Here is a 17,705-nt window from a genome sequence, read left to right on the forward strand (position 1 = left end):
GTCGCTCGGTGTGCGGGAATCGTCCCGCCCCGCGCGCACCCGAGAAACCGACTGGCGGTGAACGATCGGGATCAATCGGGTACACCAGCTCCGTGACCGATCGGGAGGACAAAGTCCTGGTGCCGGCGTTGGTCGGCCTGGAGGTGGGTGCAGCGCACGAGCTCGCGTTCGAAGCGCGGGTCGTCGTGGTCGCGGCAGATCCCGACGAGCCACTCCCGGTCACGGGCACCGTGGTCGCACAGAGCCCCATCGCGGGCACCCGGGTCGCTCCGGCCCATCCGGTCGCGATCGCCGTCGAGACCGGGGGCGGCGGAGGCGGGGGTGGTGGCCGACGGCTCTCGACACCGCCTCCCGGTCCGCGCGACCCGTCCGGGACGAAGACACCCGCCTGACGGGTCAGAGCTCCGCCCCGCAGCTCGGCGTCGCGCATCCGGCCGTCCTGTTAAGGTCGGTCTCGTGGCAGGCGTAGGGGACGACGACATCTCCGGGTGATCCCGGACCAGTTCGCCGATTCCCATTCCTCCCCTCACCTCCGTGAAGGCTGCCGCATGTCGATCGTCTGTTCCCACCTTTCCTTCTCATGGCCCGACGACACCCCCGTGTTCGAGGACCTGTCCTTCACCGTCGGCGCAGGCCGGACCGGCCTCGTCGCTCCCAACGGCGCCGGCAAGAGCACCCTGCTGCGGCTGATCGCCGGGCAGCTGAGGCCGACGGGCGGCTCCGTCACCGTCGACGGCGTGCTCGGCTACCTCCCCCAGGAACTGCCGTTCGTCGGCGAGCTGACCGTGGCCGAGGTGCTCGGGATCGCGTCCGTGCTCGCGGCGCTGCACGCCGTCGAGGCGGGCGACGCGAGCGAGGAGCACTTCACGACGATCGGCACCGACTGGGACGTCGAGGAGCGCACCCGCGCCCAGCTCGACCGCCTCGGGCTCGGCGACGTCGAGCTCAGCAGGCGCTTGCGCACCCTGAGCGGCGGGCAGGTCGTCTCCCTCGGCCTGGCAGGCCAGCTGCTGAAGCGGCCCGACGTCCTGCTGCTCGACGAGCCGACCAACAACCTCGACCTCGACGCCCGCCGCAGGCTCTACGACGTGCTCGACGACTGGAACGGCTGCCTGCTGCTGGTCAGCCACGACCGCGCGCTACTCGACCGGATGGACCGCATCGCCGAGCTCGACCGCCGGGGCGTCCGGTTCTTCGGCGGCAACTTCACCGCGTACACCGAGGCCGTGACCGCGGAACAGGAGGTCGCCGAACGGAACGTCCGCAACGCCGAGCAGGAGATCAAGCGGGAGAAGCGGGAGAAGCAGCAGGCGCGCGAGCGGGCCGCGCGACGGGCGAGCACCGCCGCCAGGAACATCAAGGACGCCGGGCTGCCGAAGATCCTTGCCGGGGCGCGGCAGCGACGGGCCCAGGAGTCGGCGGGCAAGGCGGACGGGACGCACGCCGCGCGGGTCGGGGCGGCGCGCGCCCGCCTCGACGAGGCGAGCCAGTCCCTGCGCGACGAGCAGAAGATCGCGCTGGAGCTGCCGGAGACCCGCGTGCCGGCCGGGCGCACCGTGTTCGTCGGCGACGGTATCCGCGTGCGGAACCTCTTCGCGGGCAACGGGATCGACATGGCGATCCGCGGGCCGGAGCGCATCGCGTTGACCGGCCCCAACGGCGCCGGGAAGTCCACGCTGCTGCGCGTGATCGAAGGCGAGCTGCAGCCGGATGCCGGCACGGCCACCCGCGCCGACGGCCGGATCGCCTACCTGTCCCAGCGGCTTGACCTGCTGGACCCCGAGCGCACCGTCGTGGAGAGCCTCGAATCCGCCGCGCCCGCGATGCCGCCATCGCGGCGGATGCACCTCCTCGCCCGGTTCCTGTTCCAGGGCCCGCGCATCCACCTCCCGATCGGCGCGCTGTCGGGTGGCGAACGACTGCGCGCCACCCTCGCCTGCGTCCTCTTCGCCGAACCGGCACCCCAGCTCCTGCTCCTCGACGAGCCGACGAACAACCTCGACCTCGTCAGCGTCGGCCAGCTGGAGAGCGCGCTCGCCGCCTACGAAGGAGCGTTCGTGGTGGTGAGCCACGACGAGCGCTTCCTCACGGAGATCGGGGTGAACCGCCGACTGCGGCTCGCCGACGGGCTGCTGCACGAGACGTAACCCCTCGAGCCGGCCCGCCATGATCACCGGAAGGGCGCGTCGACGGCCACATCCGGCCGCCGGCGCACCCAAGTGATGATCAGCCGCGGGCGACTCCGCCACTGCCCGTGATCATCAGATGGGTGCATTCCCGGCCGCATGCGGCCGTCCGTGCTCCTGGCTGGTGATCACGCCCGCAGCCCGCGCATGATCACCAGAACGGTGCGGGACCGGCCACATACGGCCGTGGGAGCACCCAGCCGGTGATCACCCCGCCGGCCGGCGGCGGGTCGCGACCGCGCGCTGCACGTCCTCCTGCGCGAGGTCGGCGTTCAGCGCGATAGCGGCCGCCGATCCCATGCCGGCCGCGGTCACGACCTGCGCGCGCGGGTCCACGACGTTGCCGGCCGCCCAGACGCCGGGCACGCTCGTGCGGCCGGTGGGGTCGGTGCGGACCCGGCCGTCCTCGCCGGTCGCGCAGCCCAGCCCGGCCAGCAGCTCGTCACGCGCGACGAACCGCGGCCCGACGAACAGCGCCGCCCGCGGCACCACGCGTCCATCGGCCAGCTCCACCCCGCGCAGGGCGTCGCCGTCCACCACCAGCCCCGTCACCTCGCCGTCGGCGATGTGCACGCCGCGCGCGAGGAGCTGCTCGCGCTCGTCGGCCGACAGCTCGGTCCGGTGTGGGAAGAACACCATGTCCGCCGACCACTGGGGCAGCAGGAGTCCGAGGTGGAGTGCGCCGAGGACGCCGATGGACCGGTCGCGCACCTCGTATCCGTGGCAGTACGGGCAGTGCAGCACGTCGCGGCCCCACCGTTCCCACAGACCGGGGACGTCGGGGAGCTCGTCGCGCAAGCCCGTCGCCACGAGCACGCGGCGGGCGTGCAGCGTGCGGCCGCCCGCCAGGTGCACTGCGAAGCCCTCGTCGATCCGCGCGACCCGATCCGCGACCAGCTCTCCGCCGTAGCCCGCCACCTCGGCGCGCCCCGCCTCCAGCAGCTCGGCCGGGGCCATCCCGTCCCGCGAGAGGAAACCGTGCATGTGGGCCGCGGGCGCGTTGCGCGGGTCACCCGCGTCGACCACCGCCACCCGACGGCGGGCTCGCGTGAGCACCAGTGCCGCGTTCAGCCCGGCCGCGCCACCACCGACCACCACCACGTCGAACTCGTCCATGTACGGGAGCATCCGCCCGCCGGACCGGCTTCGGCAACGAATGTTGCCGTTTCCGGGACGGCGGCGTTCCATGGCGGCGTGCAGGACTCACCGACGATCCAGGGCGCCCTCGCCGAGGTCGGGCCACGGGTGCGGCAGCTGCGGACCCAGCGCGACATCACCCTCACCGCCCTCGCCGAGGCCACCGGCATCTCCAAGAGCACGCTCTCGCGGCTGGAGTCCGGCGGGCGACGGCCCAGCCTCGAGCTGCTGCTGCCGATCGCGGTGGCACTGCAGGTGCCGGTCGACGAGCTGATCGGGGCGCTGCGCGTCGCCGACCCCCGGATCCACACCAGCCCACGCCGGGTGGACGGGCGCACCGTGCTCCCGCTGACCCGCCACCCCGGCCCGATCCAGGCGTTCAAGCTGACCATCCCGGCGACCCAGCGCGATCCGAAGCTCGTGACGCACGACGGGTACGAGTGGCTCTACGTCCTGTCCGGACACCTGCGGCTCTGCCTCGCCGACCACGACCTGTCCCTCGGTCCCGGTGAGGCCGCGGAGTTCGACACCCGGGTGCCGCACTGGTTCGGTAGCGCCGGCCGCGGGCCCGTCGAGATCCTCAGCCTGTTCGGCCGCCAGGGCGAGCGCATGCACGTCCGCGCCCGGCCCCGCCGATGAACGCCGGCGGCATCTCGACAAGGCGGGTCGTGCGAAGGAGGCTTTCCGCATGCCGATCATCGTGCGGGCCGAGCTGCGAGTCCGGCCGGGGCGGACCGAGGAGTTCCTCGCGGTCGCCCGGAAGCTCGCCGCGGCCGCGGCGGACGAGCCGGGGACGCTGCGCTACAGCTGGTACACGAGCGCCGACCCGGCTGTCTTCGTCGTGATCGAGGAGTACACCGGACCCGCGGCGGCGGTGGAGCACAACGAGCACTGTGCCGCACACCTGCGCGATGTGGCGGAGCTGGCCGACATGACGTCGGTTCACTTGCACGGCGATCTCGGGCCGGAGCTCGAGGCGTGGGTCAGCGCCGACCCGGTCGCGCACGCGCACCCGCCGCTGCACACCACCCGGTAGCCGATGCGGGGTCAGTTCGGCCCGGGTGCGGCGGCGTCCACCGCGACCGGGGAGCGGCGCATCGGGCGCGCCGTGAACACCATGTCGCGACCGACGTCGCCGAACCGGGTGGTCAGCATGTCGATCGGGTAGCTCTGGCGCAGCACCCAGGGCGCGGCCTTCCCCTGCTTCGGCAGCACGTCCGCGGCCCGCTGCACGTAGCCGGAGGTGAGCGCGAGCAGCGGGCGGGCAGCCACCGCGCCGTCGAACTCGGGTGTGGCCGAGCGGTAGCCGTGAGCGTCCATGTGGGAGAGGAGCCGGCAGACGTAGCGCGCGGTCAGGTCGGCCCGCAGCGTCCAGGAGGCGTTGACGTAGCCGATGCAGATCGCGAGGTTCGGCACGCCGGAGAGCAGGCAGCCGCGGTAGATGACCGTCTTCCCCGGGTCGACATCGGTGCCGTCCACGGTGATCCGCATGCCGCCGCCGACCTGCAGCTGCAGCCCTGTCGCCGTGACGACGACGTCGGCAGGCAGCTCGCGCCCGGACGCGAGGCGGATCCCATCCTCCGTGAAGTTGTCGATCGTGTCGGTGACGACCTCGGCGCGGCCGGCCCGCATCGCGCGGAACATGTCGCCGTCCGGTACGACGCACAGGCGCTGGTCCCACGGCTGGTACCGGGGGGTGAAGTCCCGGTCGATGATCTCGCGATCGGGGATCTGGCGCTCGAGCCCGGCGCGCAGCATCCGCTTGGCGACCGCGGGGGCGCGCTGCGCGACCTGGTAGAACGCCGAGGTCACGAGCACGTTCTTCCAGCGGATCAGCCGGTGTGCCCATCGGGGCAGCCGGTCGACGAGCCGGTCGGTGCCGGGCAGCGCGACGACGTAGCTCGGCGAGCGCTGCAGCATCGTGACCTGCGCTCCCCGCGCGGCGAGCGCAGGCACCAGCGTGACGGCGGTGGCCCCGCTTCCGATCACGACCACCCGCTTGCCCGCGCAGTCGAGGTCCTCTGGCCAGTGCTGCGGGTGCACCACCGTGCCCTGGAAGGCGTCGCTCCCGGGGAAGTCGGGCGAGTAGCCGCGGTCGTAGCGGTAGTAGCCGGTGCCGAGGAAGAGGAAGCCGCACGTGTACCGCTCCGTGGTGCCGTCTTCGACCTGGACCTCGACCGTCCACCGCTGCTCCTGGCTCGACCACGCCGCGGCCGTGACCCGCCTGCCGAATCGGATGCGCCGGTCGATGCCGAACTCGGCCGCGGTGTCCCGCAGGTACCGCAGGATCGACTCGCCGTCGGCGATCGCCGCGGCGGCCCGCCACGGGCGGAACGGGAACCCGAGCGTGAACATGTCGGAGTCCGAGCGGATCCCGGGGAAGCGGAAGAGATCCCAGGTCCCACCGATCGAGTCCCGAGCCTCGAGGATCGCGTACGTGCGCTGCGGGTGCTCGGTCTGCAGCCGGTAGGCGGCGTCGATCCCGGAGATGCCGGCGCCGACGACGAGGACATCCAGGTGTTCCACAGGCATTCCCCCTGGGGTACGGATCAGCCTTTCCGCATCATGCCCCACGGCGGCGCAGCGCGACGATCGTGACGATCCTCGTCTCAGGAGCGCTTCGTCGGAACGGGGCGGTGCGGGCGGTACGGGGCCAGGTCGAGGCGTGGTTCCTCGCCCAGCACGACCTCCGCGACCAGCGCACCGGCGAAGGGCGCCATGGTGAGGCCGGTGTGGCCAAACCCGGTGGCGAGCACGACGTGCGGGTTGCCGGGGAGCGGCCCGAGCACGGGAAGCCCGTCCGGGGTGGCGGGGCGGAAGCCGACGCGCGTCTCCAGCAGCGTGGCGTCCCGCAGCCCGGGCGCTACCGAGAGCGCCTGCTCGAGGACCTCGAGCTGCCCGGCCGCGGTCACCCGGTGGTCGAAGCCCGACCCGGTCTCCCTGGTCGCGCCGGCCACCACCCGGCCGCCGGGGAACGCCAGCAGGTAGTGGCCGGTACCCAGCGGCGACACCACGGGCCACCTCGAGGTGTCCTCGGCCACCTCGAGGTGCGTGATCTGCCCACGCTGCGGGGCCACGGGCAGGTCCGTCCCGAGCGGGGCCAGCAGCTCGCCGCTCCACGCGCCCGCCGCCACGACCACGGCGTCGGCGCCGAGCGGCGCTCCGTCCACCCGCACGCCGTCGGCGGTCAGCGCGGCCGTGCCGGTGCGCAGCTCGGCCCCGCGCCGCCGCGCGGCGTCCAGCAGGCTCGCACGCACCTGACGCCCGTCGACCCGCGCTCCGCCGCTGACGTGCACGGCCGCCAGACCTGGGTCCAGCGGCGGGAACAGCGCGCGAGCCTGGGCGGGGTCGAGGAGCGACGCCTCGCCCGCAGCCGGATGGCCCGCCGCCCGCGCCGCGACGCGCCCGCGGACCTCCCGCAGCGCGCCGTCGTCCCGGCCGACGACGAGGCCGCCGACCACCGAGTAGGACGTCAGCTCGTCGGTGTCCTCGGCCAGCGCGGCCACGAGCTCGGGGTAGAAGCCCGCCGCCGGACCCGCGAGGGCGAAGAGCTCCTCGTCCGCCGTTGCCCACGGCGAGACGATGCCCGCGCCTGCGGCCGTCGCCACTCCTGGCCGCGCGTCGTCCACCACCACGACCTCGACCCCGCGCCGCGCGAGTTGGTAGGCCGATGCGGCCCCCGCAATGCCGGACCCCACCACGACGACGCGCACCGGAAGATCATCCCACTTTCCGCGAGTCGCGGCTTGGGGTGCGCCCGCTCAGTCGGGTGTGGCAACGGCCCCGGCGAACTGGCTCTCGTAGAGCGCCGAGTACGCGCCCCCGGAGACCACCAGCTCGTCGTGGGTGCCCTGCTCCACGATCCGGCCCGACTCCATCACGAGGATCAGGTCGGCGTCCCGGATCGTCGACAGGCGGTGGGCGATCACGAAGCTGGTGCGGTCGGTGCGCAGCGCGGCCATCGCCCGCTGCAGCAGCAGCTCGGTGCGGGTGTCCACCGAGCTGGTGGCCTCGTCGAGGATGAGCAGCGTCGGGTCGGCGAGGAATGCCCGCGCGATCGTGATCAGCTGCTTCTCCCCCGCGCTGACGTTCGAGCCCTCGTCGTCGATCACCGTGTCGTAGCCGTCGGGGAGGCTGCGCACGAACCGGTCGACGTAGGTGGCCCGCGCCGCGGCCACGATCTCCTCCTCGGTGGCCCCCGGGTTTCCGTAGGCGATGTTGTCGCGGATCGTGCCGCCGAAGAGCCAGGTGTCCTGCAGCACCATGCCGATCGCCGAGCGCAGCGTGGCCCGGTCCATCGCGGCGATGTCGGCGCCGTCGAGCGTGATCCGCCCGGCGTCCAGCTCGTAGAACCGCATGATCAGGTTGACGAGCGTGGTCTTGCCCGCCCCGGTCGGGCCGACGATCGCGACCGTCTGGCCGGGCTCCGCGGTGAGCGACAGGTCCTCGATCAGCGGCTGGTCCGGCTGGTAGCGGAACGAGACGCCGGAGAACACCACCCGGCCGCAGCGCGTCGTCGGTACGGCGGGCCGCGCGGGATCGGGCACCTGCTCTTCCGCGTCGAGCAGCTCGAACACCCGCTCCGCCGACGCGACGCCCGACTGCAGGAGGTTGATCATCGACGACACCTGCGTGAGCGGCTGGGTGAACTGGCGGGAGTACTGGACGAACGCCTGCACCTCGCCGAGGGTCAACGACCCCGACGCCACCCGCAGGCCGCCGACGACGGCCACGAGCACGTAGTTCAGGTTCCCGATGAACATCATCGACGGCATGATGATCCCGGAGATGAACTGCGCCATGTAGCTGGCGCCGAACAGCTGCTCGTTCTTCTCCGCGAAGGCGGCCTCCACCTCGCGCCGCCTGCCGAACACCCGGACCAGCTCGTGGCCGGTGAAGGCCTCCTCGATGTGCGCGTTGAGCGCGCCGGTGTGCCGCCACTGCGCCACGAACTGCTTCTGCGACCGCGCCATGATCGCCCGCGAGAGCAGCAGCGACAGCGGGATCGACACGATCGCCACCAGCGCGAGCAGCGGGGAGATCAGGAGCATCACCAGCAACACGCCGACGATGGTGAGCAGCGAGGTGAGCAGCTGCGACAGCGTCTGCTGCAGGCTCTGCGAGACGTTGTCGATGTCGTTGGTGACGCGGCTGAGCAGCTCGCCGCGCGGCTGGCGGTCGAAGTAGCGCAGCGGAAGCCGGTTGATCTTGTCCTCGACGTCGCGGCGCAACGCGAAGATCGTGCGCTGCACGACGCCGTTGAGCAGGTAGCCCTGCACCCAGCTGAACAGCGACGACGCCACGTAGATCACGACGACGCCCACCAGCACGCTGCCGAGCAGGCCGAAGTCGATGCCGTGGCCCGGCACGACACCGGCACCCTCGATCACGTTCGCGTACGTGTCGTTGCCCGCCGCCCGAGCCGCGGCGGCGGCCGCCTCCGTGGACGTGCCCGGATCGAGCTGGCGGCCGAGCACCCCGGCGAAGATGACGTCGGTGGCATGGCCGAGCACGAGCGGCCCTACCGAGCTGAGCGCCACGCTGAGCACGCCGAGGGCGACCACAGCGGCCACCCTCACCCGCTCCGGCGCGAGCCTGCGCAGCAGCCTGCGTGCCGAGGGCCCGAACGCGAGCGACTTCTCGGCAGGCATGCCCATGCCGGCCCACGGCGGGCCGCCGCGCCGGGCGACGGTCATCTCGCGCGCGGCGCGGTTCGTCTCGACACCGTCTGTTTCCGCCGCGGGGTCCGGCCGGGTCATGCCACCTCCTCGGGGGTGAACTGGGACGCCACGATCTCGGCGTAGGTCGGGCAGCCGGCCAGCAGCTCGTCGTGGGTGCCGAGGCCGACCACCACGCCGTCGTCGAGCACGACGATCTGGTCGGCGTCGCGGATGCTCGCCACCCGCTGGCCCACGATCACCAGCGTCGCGGTGGCGGTGACCGGGCGCAGCGCAGCGCGCAGCCGGGCGTCGGTGGCCAGGTCGAGCGCGGAGAACGAGTCGTCGAACAGGTAGATCTGGGGCTGCCGCACGAGCACGCGGGCGATCGAGAGCCGCTGGCGCTGACCGCCGGACACGTTGGTGCCGCCCTGTGCGATGGGCGAGTCGAGGCCGGCGGACATCGCACGCACGAAGTCGGCCGCCTGCGCCACCTCGAGCGCCGCCCACAGCTCGTCGTCCGTGGCGTCCGGGTTGCCGTAGCGCAGGTTGCTCGCCACCGTGCCGGTGAACAGGTACGGCTTCTGCGGCACGATGCCGACCCGGCTCCACAGGTACTCCGGGTCGAGGTCGCGCACGTCGACACCGTCCACGCACACGCTGCCGCTCGTGACGTCGAACAGCCGGGGTACGAGCCCGAGCAGCGTGGTCTTGCCGGCGCCGGTGCTGCCGACGATCGCCGTGGTCGTGCCCGGGTTCGCGGTGAGCGTGATTTCGTGCAACACGGGCGCGTCGGCGCCCGGGTAGGCGAACCCCGCGCCCCGCAGCTCGAGCGCGCCGGTGGGCGCGGGCGGGCTGACCGGCCGGGCGGGCGAGGCCACCGAGGACTCGGTGTCCAGCACCTCGGTGATCCGTTCCGCGCAGACGGCGGCGCGCGGGATCATCATCGTCATGAAGGTGGCCATCATGACCGCCATCAGGATCTGGATCAGGTAGGCCAGGAACGCCGTCAGCGCGCCGATCTGCATCTGGCCCGCGTCGATGCGGCCCGCGCCGAACCACAGCACGGCCACGCTCGACAGGTTCAGCACGAGCATCACGATCGGGAAGAGCATCGCCTGCAGCCTGCCCACGTACGTGGCGACGTCGGTGAGGGCGGTGTTCGCGGTGTCGAAGCGGGCCGTCTCCTGCGGCTCACGCACGAACGCCCGCACCACCCGGATGCCGGTGATCTGCTCGCGCAGGACGCGATTGACCTCGTCGATGCGGGTCTGCATCACGCGGAAGCCCGGCATCATGCGCAGGATCAACACGCCGATCGCGACCACCAGCACCGGCACGCAGACCAGCATCAGCCAGGACAGGTGCGTGTCCTCCCGCAGCGCCATGACCACGCCGCCGAAGCACATGATCGGCGCCGTGACCATCATCGTGCAGGTCATCAGGACGAGCATCTGCACCTGCTGCACGTCGTTGGTGCCGCGCGTGATCAGCGACGGGGCCCCGAAGTGGTTGACCTCCCGGACGGAGAACTCACCGACCCGGTGGAACAGCGCCGTCCGCACGTCGCGCCCGAAGCCCATCGCCGTGCGGGCTCCGAAGTAGACCGCGGCGACCGAGCAGACGATCTGCACGAGCGTGACGGCGAGCATCCAGCCGCCGACGGACATGATGTAGTCGGTGTCGCCGCGGGCGATGCCGCGGTCGATGATGTCGGCGTTGAGGCTCGGCAGGTACAGCGACGCGATCGTGCCCGCGAGCTGCAGCGCGACCACGATCAGCAGCGGTCTGGAGTACGGGCGCAGGTGGGTGCGCAGCAGTCGGATCAGCATGCACGGTCCTCAGTGGTGGTGGGGGTACCGAGCCCGTCGAGCAGGATCGTGACGATCTGCTCCGGGGTTAACAGGCGTCCGTCGGAGATCATCGGGTGGGTGCCGGAGAAGACGAGCAGCCGCAGCACGTGGGCGAACTCCATGGCCGGCACCCGCAGCAGGCGCTCGTCCGGGCCGATGATGTCGACTATCGCTGCCCGGAACCCGTCGTTGATCGCTGCGGGCGGCTGCGGCCGGTGCTCCTCCGGCTCGGGAGGCCGGACCCAGCCGAGCGCGTCGAGCAGGCCGAACACCTGCGACAGCCGCCGCTGCAGCACGCCGGTAGCGCTCGTCAGGCGCTCGCGCAGCGGGAGCCCGCGATCGACGGCGGCGAGCTCGCGCAACGTCGGCTCGGGGTCGAAGAACTCGGCGACGACCGCCTGCACCACCGAGTCCTTGTCGGGGAAGACGCGGAAGATCGTGCCCTCCGCGATGCCGGCGGCCTCGGCGATCTGGCGTGTGGTGACCCCCGGGCCGTGCCGCATGACGAGGGGCCGCGCGGCGTCGATGATCGCCGTGCGCCGCTCTGCCGGCGCCATGCGCGGGGCCCGGCGGTTGGAGGGGGACACCGCACCAGAGTAAATGAGCGCGCGCTCACTACCTACCGGATTTCGCTGCCGGCGAGCGCGGACGCGCGGCGGGCCGCCACGAAGATCGATCACACCGCCGAGCGGTCGCACGCGACAAACTCGTGGCGACGTCGGTGGTCATCCCTCGATGATGGCCGACGTGGAGCAGGTCGAGGTCGTCGTCGCCCACAACGAGCGCGCGACCCTGCGTGTCGGCGACGTGTTCCTGAAGATCGACGCTGACCAGACGCGCATCGACGTCGAGGTCGATGCGATGGCCATGGCGCCGATCCCGACTCCCGAGGTCCTGTGGCGGAAGCCACCCGTGCTCGCGCTCGCCGCCGTCGCCGGGACGGCACTCGGCCGCCTCGGCGAGCCGTCGACCGCCTCGTCGGCGGCGTGGGCCGCGGCGGGCGCCGCCGCACGGAAGCTGCACGACGCGCCGCTGCCGCCATGGCCAGGTCGGAGCACCGACGAGATCGCGTCACAACTCGACGAGGAATGTGCGTGGCTCGTCACGAACGGCGTCCTTCCCGCCGAACTGGTCACGCGCAACCTCCAGGTTGCCGAGGCCGCGCTCCGGCCGTGGACACCCGTGTTCACGCACGGCGACCTGCAGATCACCCACGTGTTCGTCGACGGCGACGAGATCACCGGTGTGATCGACTGGTCCGAGGCGAGCCAGGGCGACGCCCTGTTCGACCTCGCCATCTTGACGCTCGGACACGAGGAGCGCCTCGGCGACGTCCTCGCCGGCTACGGCACCGACGTCGACCTCGACGTGATCCGCGCGTGGTGGTCGTTGCGCAGCCTGCTGGCGATCCGCTGGCTGGTCGAGCACGGCTTCGACCCGTTTGCGCCCGGCTGCGAGGTCGACGTGCTGAGAGCCCGACTGTGAGGCTGCCCGAGCCCGACGGCCACGAGTGCCGGCTGATCAGCCGCACCGCACGCCGCCGGGTCGCCGGGTGGCCCCACTGAGGGAGATGGGGCCACCCGGCGGGGTGGGACCGCCGGCACCCCGAGTTGCGCGACGGCCCACGGCTGGGGCGTCAACCGCCGAGTAGCCCTCCGGTGACGCTCCTGACGGTGTCGACCACGTTGCCGACGAGCCCTCCGACGATGCCGGGCGAATCGTCCGGTGACTCCTTGGCCGGTGGCGGTGCCGGCTCGGGGACGTCGTCCGATGGGTTCCCGGGCTCATCCGGCGCCTCGGACGGGTGCGGACGCTCGGAGTCCCGGGAGTCGCCCGAGCCGCCATCGCGCCGAGTGTCGCTGCTTCCGGTCTCGCCGCGCACTGGCTCAGTGTCGCCGGGCCGGTCGGCGGGGGCGTCGATGTCCCGAGCGGGCGGCGCCGGGGCGGGGCCGGCCTGCGCCCCGGCACGGCCTCCCTGGATGGATCGGGGCGGCGCCGCGACGACGTCCTCGCCCACGGCCTCGCCGGGAACGGGCTGGTCGGGAACGGCCTGGTCGACGGGCGGCGGCGGGTAGAGCGGGGCCGGCTCGGGTACGCGCCGGTCCGGGAGGGCGTTGACAGCGTCCACCCGGGTGGCGGGTGACGGGGTGTTGATCACCACCGCCACGCCGAAGGCGGCCACCGCGACGAGCAGCGCGCCGGCCGTCACCGCCCTGCGCAGCCGTTCCTGCCGTTGCCGGACCGCGTTGATCACGAGGTCCAGCACGACGAACGCCGCCAGGCTGAGGCCGAACGCGGGCATCAGCCAGCCGAGTACGACCGTGACCAGCACGACCGGCACCCCGACCGTCGCGGTGAGCTGGCGCAGCGCGGGCGGCGGCGCCGATGCGAGCCGCTCGCCGTACGGGCTGCGCTTCCACCACATCCGGTAGCCGATGAGGATCAGCACGATCGTGGCGATCACGAGCAGCCCCAGCACGATCTGGTTGGCGACCCCGAAGAGGGTGCCCGTGTGCGCCTGCTGGCCCATCTCGCGCAGCTGCGCGAGGAACGGGTAGTCGTCCCACCCGATCCGCTCGGTGACCTGCGCGGTGTAGGGGTCGACCGCGATGCTGCCCTTGCGGATCGGCAGTCCTGCCGAGATCTCGGCCACCGTGAACGGCTGATCCGGGGCGGTCGGTGCCGCCACCTGGACCTCGCCGCGGAGCCCCTCCGCACGCGCGACCTGCAGCACCCGGTCGACGCCGGCGGGCGCGACGTCGCCCGGCACCACGACAGGGGCCATGGCGAGCTCGGGCGCCCGCACAGCGGGCAGCCCCCACCCGGCGAACCGGCTCATCGTCAGGCCGGTGACGCTCATGACGAGCAGGCCGGCCGTCAGCCAGATCCCGAGCGGCCCGTGCACGGCGCGCATCCGCGCCTGCTCCCCCTTGCCCCGCGGCAGCGGGGTCAGCAGCTCACGGATGCCGCGCCGGCGCCGCCCCTGCTTGGCGATCCACACCACCAGCCCGCCGAGGACGATCACGGGCAGCCAGCTCGCGGCGACCTCCGAGTACAGCCGCCCGACCGCACCGAGATGGAGGTCGGTGTGCAGGTCGCGCAGCCAGACGTTGGCGGGCATCCGGCCGTCGACCGTGGTCAGCTCGCCGCTGATGTAGTTCGTGTACGGGTCGACGAAGACCGTGCGCGCCTCGCCGGGCTCGGTCAGGCTCGGCACGGCGAGGTTCACGCGCGTGGTGCGGTCAGGCCCTGGCGGGGGCACGACCGACCGCAGCTCCGCCTCGGGGTGGGCGGCCAGCGCCGCGACGACCTGTTCCGTGACGGGCCGGGGGTTGTCACCGACCTCGGGGACGAACAGCTGACCCCCGTAGAGGTCCTCGTGGATCTGCGGGCTGCACACGTAGACGAGCCCGGTCATGCACAGCACGAGCAGGAACGGCGCCACCAGTAGCCCGGCCATGAAGTGCACCCGCCGGGCGAGCGGGCGCAGCTGGGCGGCCGAGCCGGCGAGAGGCCACTTTCTCGCCGCCCGCCCCGTGATGCTCCAGCCCGATGGCCTGCCGGCATGCGCCTCGCGGGCTCCGGACCCGATTTCGTGGCGCGGGCTCATCGTCCGGCCTGCTGTACGCCGTCGGACTGCGCGAGCTGTGCCGGACCGGTCACAGGCGCCGCCGCGGCGAGCAGCCCGGGAAGGCCGCGCGCGAGCGTCTGGGTCGCGGTCATCGCCTGCCCGCCCCCGTCGGCAGCTCCCGGATATTCGTGCTGGTGAGCCGAGGCCTCGCCAGTCGTTTGCGGCGCTCCTGCTGCCGGTATCCGACGACGCTCCCGACGCCCGCCACCAGCACGCCTGCCACCAGCAGGATCCACGGCAGCACACCGGCTCCGCCGGAGGCGGGCTCCGCAGCGGCCGCCATGGCGGCGGGGCCGGCACCGGCCTGCACCGGTGCGCCGCCGCTCTCCACCGCCCGGCCCACCGGAGCGGCATCCGCGTCTGGCGTGATGGCGATCGTCGGCGCACCCGGCCAGCCCGGCCGCGCCGCCTCATCGGCCCACCGGTCGACGGTGCCGTCCTCGTACCCCTGCACGGCGGCCAGCACCAGCCTGCCCCCGCCGGCCGGGAGCGGGCCCGCGGTGACGAGGAACTGCTCGAACTGCTTGGGGGCGACCTCACCGCCCGTCCACACGATCGAGGCCACGGCCTCGTCGACCTCCTCACCGTCGACCGTGACCGGCGGATCCACGCGGCGCATGTCGACCTTCACCCGCCACTTGCCGACCCGCGCGACCTCGACGCGCGGGATCACGACATCCGGCGGGAAGGTGAGCTCGAGCCGGGTGGTCACCATGTCCGGCTGCTCGTTGGACAAGCGGACGGCCAAGGTCGCCGTGCCGCCGCCCTGCACCGATCCGGGCACGACGGTGACGCGCGCCGACGCGGCGGGCGCGAACGCCAGCATGCAGATCACGGTCAACGTCGTCGTGAACGTCGCGGCCAGTAGGTGAGGACCGGACTTCCGGCTGCAGGCCATGGGGTACTCCCTCGGAGAAACGGTCCGGGCTGGGCGACGACCCGAGTCGGGACCGCGGGGTGGAACGAACTGCTGACGCGGTCCGGGGCCGGGGAGCAGCCCCGGACCGCTGTCGTGTCGGTCGACGTGCGGTCGTGCCAGGGCTTGTCCTAGCCGATCGGGTTGAGCTGCTGGGGAGTCAGCTTTTCCCGCCACCCAGCGGGAACCTCCTGCGACCAGCCGTTGTAGACGAGCGGGATGGCCACGACGCCCTGTCCGCCCACTCCGGCATGTGCGACGAGCTCGTCGTCGACCGCCGTGTTCGCGGTCCCGTCCAGCACCAGCTCGCCGGCGACGGCGGCATCGGAGATGTCGCCGTCGTTGTTCGGGTCGACATCGATGACTTGCACTGCGTTGGAGAACTTGTTGGAGATGTAGGCGTAGTACCCGCCGCCCTTCTTGGCGCCGAAGTTGCCGCCGTGGCAGCCGGCGTTGCAGGGGAGGTCCTTGATGTACTCGTTGGTCTTCGGATCGATCACCGAGACCGTTTGGGACAGCGTGTTCGCCGCCAGCAACGCCTTGCCGTCCGGACTCACCGGGAGCTGGACGGTCAGCCCGCCCCACGGCCCGGTGGGCTTGTTCTGCTTGTCGTAGTTCTGCCACAGGTCGACCGTCGCGAGGTGTGCGACGCCGCCGTCAGGGGTGGCGCATGCGTCCTCCACGAGCGAGACGCACGTGAGGCTCCCGCCGAGGAAGTCCGACAGGTACGCCTTCTTCGAGTCCGGCGTCATCGACGTGGCGATCGGGAAGGCCCCGACGGGGTCGTGCTTGACCGTGCCCGACTCCATGTCGACGATGACGGCCTCGTTGGTCATCGTGTTCGGCGCGACGACCGTCTTGCCGTCGTGGCTGGTCCAGTGCGCGTGCGGGTGCGGCGTGATGCCGCTCTCCGGGTCGACGTCGATCCGGCGGAGGACCTCCGTGCCGCCCGGCGCCAGCTCGACGACGTCCGTGCCGGCATTGATGCCGACCACCAGGTTGTCGCTGCCCGGCCGCGTCATCACGTGCGCCGGGTTGTGCCCGACCTCGGTCTGCCGGATGGTCTCTCCGGTCTCGCGGTCGAACACGTCGGTCTCGTTGTCGAACCACTCGTTCGCGTAGAGGTACTTGTATTCCTTGTCGGTCCACATGTTGTGCGGGTTGTTCATGTCGATGCCGGGGGCCGCGATCTTCCGATCGATCGTCCAGTCCTCGACATTGATCTTGGTGACGGAGCCGTGCTTCACCTTGCCGGCGTAGTCCTCCATCTGGGTGGCGATCCAGGTCTCACCCACCCCGGGGGCATCCGGCTTCCTCAGCGCCGGCAGCGTCCTGGGATAGTCGAAGTACCGGTCGAAGTAGGCGTCCAGATCGGGGATCAGCACCGGGTTGCCGGCAGCGTCGTACTGCAGGATCGGAGCAGGCGGCTGGAACGGGTTCCAGGACGTCTCCCCGGTGTCGCTGAAGGTCTGCCAGTTGTTCGGGTTGGTGGCGGTGAAGAACGTGTTCACCAGCCGCTGGATGTAGTCGGCGTTCGACGGAAGAGGCTGCTGCTGCCCGTTGACCAGCAGGCTCTTGCCGAAGTCGAGGCCCAGCGTGAGCGGGTCGTCCACCACGACGGCACCGAGCATGTAGGGCGCGACCGAGTCCGTGAAGGCGTACAACCCTGGCTCGGTGAGCTGGATCGTCTTCTCGCCGAAGAACGCGCCTCCCGCGTTCACGTACGGGAAGCCTTCCGCGCCCTCGGGCGCGATGAGCCCGATGGGGTTGCGAACACCCTCGGACCGTCTCCGGTCGACGTTGAAGGTCACCGAGACCGGCGGCGCCACCACGGCGAACTTCCCGAGCGAGTCGAGCACGCCCTGCAGGTCGACGCCGACCGGGAGGTCGAGCAGGTTGACCGGCGCGCCGGCCGGCATCCCCCCGAGGATCCCGTTGAGCTCGCCGATCAGCGACTCGGCCTCGAGAGCGAGGCCGGCGGCCTCCGGCTCGGCCGCGCCGATGCCCTTGACGGCGGACAGGGTCGTGTCCAGCCCCAGCAGGTCGCCGAGGCCCAGCAGCCCGCCGGACGGAGCGGTGGCCGGGACGGGCGGCGCGGCGATGCTCGGCACCGCGATGTCGGCCCCCAGCCTTGGCAGCACGGCGACCGCGAGCGAGCTGCTGCCGAACAGCTCGAGCCCCGAGTCGAACCACGCGCCGTTCTCGTCGGTCAGGTTGAACGTGATCGGCAGTGGCCCCACTCCGATCGGCTGCTGAGCAGCGGCAGGTGTGGCTGTCATCGTCGTCGCGCCGGCTGCCGCCATCACCGTCGCCGCGGCGAGGCGG

Annotated in this window: 14 protein-coding genes; 5 read left to right on the plus strand and 9 right to left on the minus strand. The window is 72.2% G+C overall.

Annotation, left to right across the window (positions count from 1 at the left end; genetic code table 11):
* Positions 1-92: 92 nt before the first annotated feature.
* Together K1T35_RS38680 and K1T35_RS38685 are read left to right on the plus strand one after the other, a co-directional pair.
* Positions 93-392, plus strand: coding sequence for a PASTA domain-containing protein (locus tag K1T35_RS38680; protein WP_220256656.1), 300 nt, complete (start codon positions 93-95; stop codon positions 390-392).
* A 156-nt stretch (positions 393-548) separates the two neighbouring features.
* Positions 549-2,147 carry an ABC-F family ATP-binding cassette domain-containing protein gene (locus tag K1T35_RS38685; protein ID WP_220256657.1) on the plus strand — a complete coding sequence of 533 codons (1,599 nt, stop codon included), beginning with the start codon at positions 549-551 and terminating at the stop codon, positions 2,145-2,147.
* A gap of 246 nt (positions 2,148-2,393) precedes the next feature.
* Here K1T35_RS38685 and K1T35_RS38690 read toward each other — a convergent pair whose 3' ends face one another.
* Positions 2,394-3,302 carry an NAD(P)/FAD-dependent oxidoreductase gene (locus tag K1T35_RS38690; RefSeq protein WP_220256658.1) on the minus strand — a complete coding sequence of 303 codons (909 nt, stop codon included), beginning with the start codon at positions 3,300-3,302 and terminating at the stop codon, positions 2,394-2,396.
* Between the two features lie 96 nt (positions 3,303-3,398).
* Here K1T35_RS38690 and K1T35_RS38695 point away from each other — a divergent pair, with 96 nt between their 5' ends.
* Together K1T35_RS38695 and K1T35_RS38700 are read left to right on the plus strand one after the other, a co-directional pair.
* The gene (locus K1T35_RS38695; protein ID WP_220263120.1) at positions 3,399-3,962 is read left to right on the plus strand and encodes a helix-turn-helix domain-containing protein; all 564 of its coding nucleotides are present in this window, start codon (positions 3,399-3,401) and stop codon (positions 3,960-3,962) included.
* 49 nt (positions 3,963-4,011) lie between these two features.
* The gene (locus K1T35_RS38700; protein WP_220256659.1) at positions 4,012-4,359 is read left to right on the plus strand and encodes a putative quinol monooxygenase; all 348 of its coding nucleotides are present in this window, start codon (positions 4,012-4,014) and stop codon (positions 4,357-4,359) included.
* An 11-nt stretch (positions 4,360-4,370) separates the two neighbouring features.
* Here the strand turns inward: K1T35_RS38700 and K1T35_RS38705 are convergent, their stop codons facing one another.
* The 5 genes from K1T35_RS38705 to K1T35_RS38725 all read right to left on the minus strand — a co-directional run bounded on the left by K1T35_RS38705 (position 4,371) and on the right by K1T35_RS38725 (position 11,420).
* Entirely contained in the window at positions 4,371-5,855 is a 1,485-nt protein-coding gene (locus K1T35_RS38705; RefSeq protein ID WP_220256660.1) for an NAD(P)/FAD-dependent oxidoreductase, read from the minus strand.
* Between the two features lie 77 nt (positions 5,856-5,932).
* Complete coding sequence (locus K1T35_RS38710) at positions 5,933-7,036, minus strand: FAD-binding oxidoreductase (RefSeq protein ID WP_220256661.1); 1,104 nt, start codon at positions 7,034-7,036, stop codon at positions 5,933-5,935.
* Between the two features lie 48 nt (positions 7,037-7,084).
* Positions 7,085-9,082, minus strand: a complete 1,998-nt coding sequence (locus K1T35_RS38715; protein ID WP_370645210.1) for an ABC transporter ATP-binding protein — start codon at positions 9,080-9,082, stop codon at positions 7,085-7,087.
* A complete protein-coding gene (locus K1T35_RS38720; protein WP_220256662.1) occupies positions 9,079-10,812 on the minus strand; it encodes an ABC transporter ATP-binding protein in 1,734 nt (577 codons plus the stop codon). The genes K1T35_RS38715 and K1T35_RS38720 overlap by 4 nt, the downstream gene beginning before the upstream one ends.
* Entirely contained in the window at positions 10,806-11,420 is a 615-nt protein-coding gene (locus K1T35_RS38725) for a TetR/AcrR family transcriptional regulator (RefSeq protein ID WP_220256663.1), read from the minus strand. Before K1T35_RS38725 ends, K1T35_RS38720 begins: the two co-directional genes overlap by 7 nt.
* Positions 11,421-11,571: 151 nt before the next feature.
* Between K1T35_RS38725 and K1T35_RS38730 the strand changes: the two genes are divergently transcribed.
* A complete protein-coding gene (locus K1T35_RS38730; RefSeq protein ID WP_370645535.1) occupies positions 11,572-12,318 on the plus strand; it encodes a phosphotransferase family protein in 747 nt (248 codons plus the stop codon).
* A 151-nt stretch (positions 12,319-12,469) separates the two neighbouring features.
* Here K1T35_RS38730 and K1T35_RS38735 read toward each other — a convergent pair whose 3' ends face one another.
* From K1T35_RS38735 to K1T35_RS38745, 3 genes are all read right to left on the minus strand, one after another.
* Positions 12,470-14,443 carry a PepSY domain-containing protein gene (locus K1T35_RS38735; RefSeq protein ID WP_220256665.1) on the minus strand — a complete coding sequence of 658 codons (1,974 nt, stop codon included), beginning with the start codon at positions 14,441-14,443 and terminating at the stop codon, positions 12,470-12,472.
* Positions 14,444-14,552: 109 nt separating this feature from the next.
* The gene (locus K1T35_RS38740; RefSeq protein WP_220256666.1) at positions 14,553-15,362 is read right to left on the minus strand and encodes a DUF1775 domain-containing protein; all 810 of its coding nucleotides are present in this window, start codon (positions 15,360-15,362) and stop codon (positions 14,553-14,555) included.
* A 149-nt stretch (positions 15,363-15,511) separates the two neighbouring features.
* Positions 15,512-17,659, minus strand: coding sequence for a copper oxidase (locus K1T35_RS38745; protein ID WP_255621200.1), 2,148 nt, complete (start codon positions 17,657-17,659; stop codon positions 15,512-15,514).
* Positions 17,660-17,705: the final 46 nt, after the last annotated feature.

Origin of the sequence: Pseudonocardia sp. DSM 110487 (genome assembly GCF_019468565.1) — a bacterium.
GTDB lineage: Bacteria > Actinomycetota > Actinomycetes > Mycobacteriales > Pseudonocardiaceae > Pseudonocardia.

What these genes read in the sequence shown, in the direction of transcription:
- K1T35_RS38685 (WP_220256657.1), top strand. Translation starts at nt 549, where the DNA reads ATGTCGATCGTCTGTTCCCACCTTTCCTTCTCATGGCCCGACGACACC.
- K1T35_RS38740 (WP_220256666.1), bottom strand. Translation starts at nt 15,362, where the DNA reads ATGGCCTGCAGCCGGAAGTCCGGTCCTCACCTACTGGCCGCGACGTTC.
- K1T35_RS38690 (WP_220256658.1), bottom strand. Translation starts at nt 3,302, where the DNA reads ATGGACGAGTTCGACGTGGTGGTGGTCGGTGGTGGCGCGGCCGGGCTG.
- K1T35_RS38705 (WP_220256660.1), bottom strand. Translation starts at nt 5,855, where the DNA reads ATGCCTGTGGAACACCTGGATGTCCTCGTCGTCGGCGCCGGCATCTCC.
- K1T35_RS38730 (WP_370645535.1), top strand. Translation starts at nt 11,572, where the DNA reads ATGGCCGACGTGGAGCAGGTCGAGGTCGTCGTCGCCCACAACGAGCGC.
- K1T35_RS38715 (WP_370645210.1), bottom strand. Translation starts at nt 9,082, where the DNA reads ATGACCCGGCCGGACCCCGCGGCGGAAACAGACGGTGTCGAGACGAAC.
- K1T35_RS38735 (WP_220256665.1), bottom strand. Translation starts at nt 14,443, where the DNA reads ATGAGCCCGCGCCACGAAATCGGGTCCGGAGCCCGCGAGGCGCATGCC.
- K1T35_RS38720 (WP_220256662.1), bottom strand. Translation starts at nt 10,812, where the DNA reads ATGCTGATCCGACTGCTGCGCACCCACCTGCGCCCGTACTCCAGACCG.
- K1T35_RS38745 (WP_255621200.1), bottom strand. Translation starts at nt 17,659, where the DNA reads ATGACAGCCACACCTGCCGCTGCTCAGCAGCCGATCGGAGTGGGGCCA.
- K1T35_RS38700 (WP_220256659.1), top strand. Translation starts at nt 4,012, where the DNA reads ATGCCGATCATCGTGCGGGCCGAGCTGCGAGTCCGGCCGGGGCGGACC.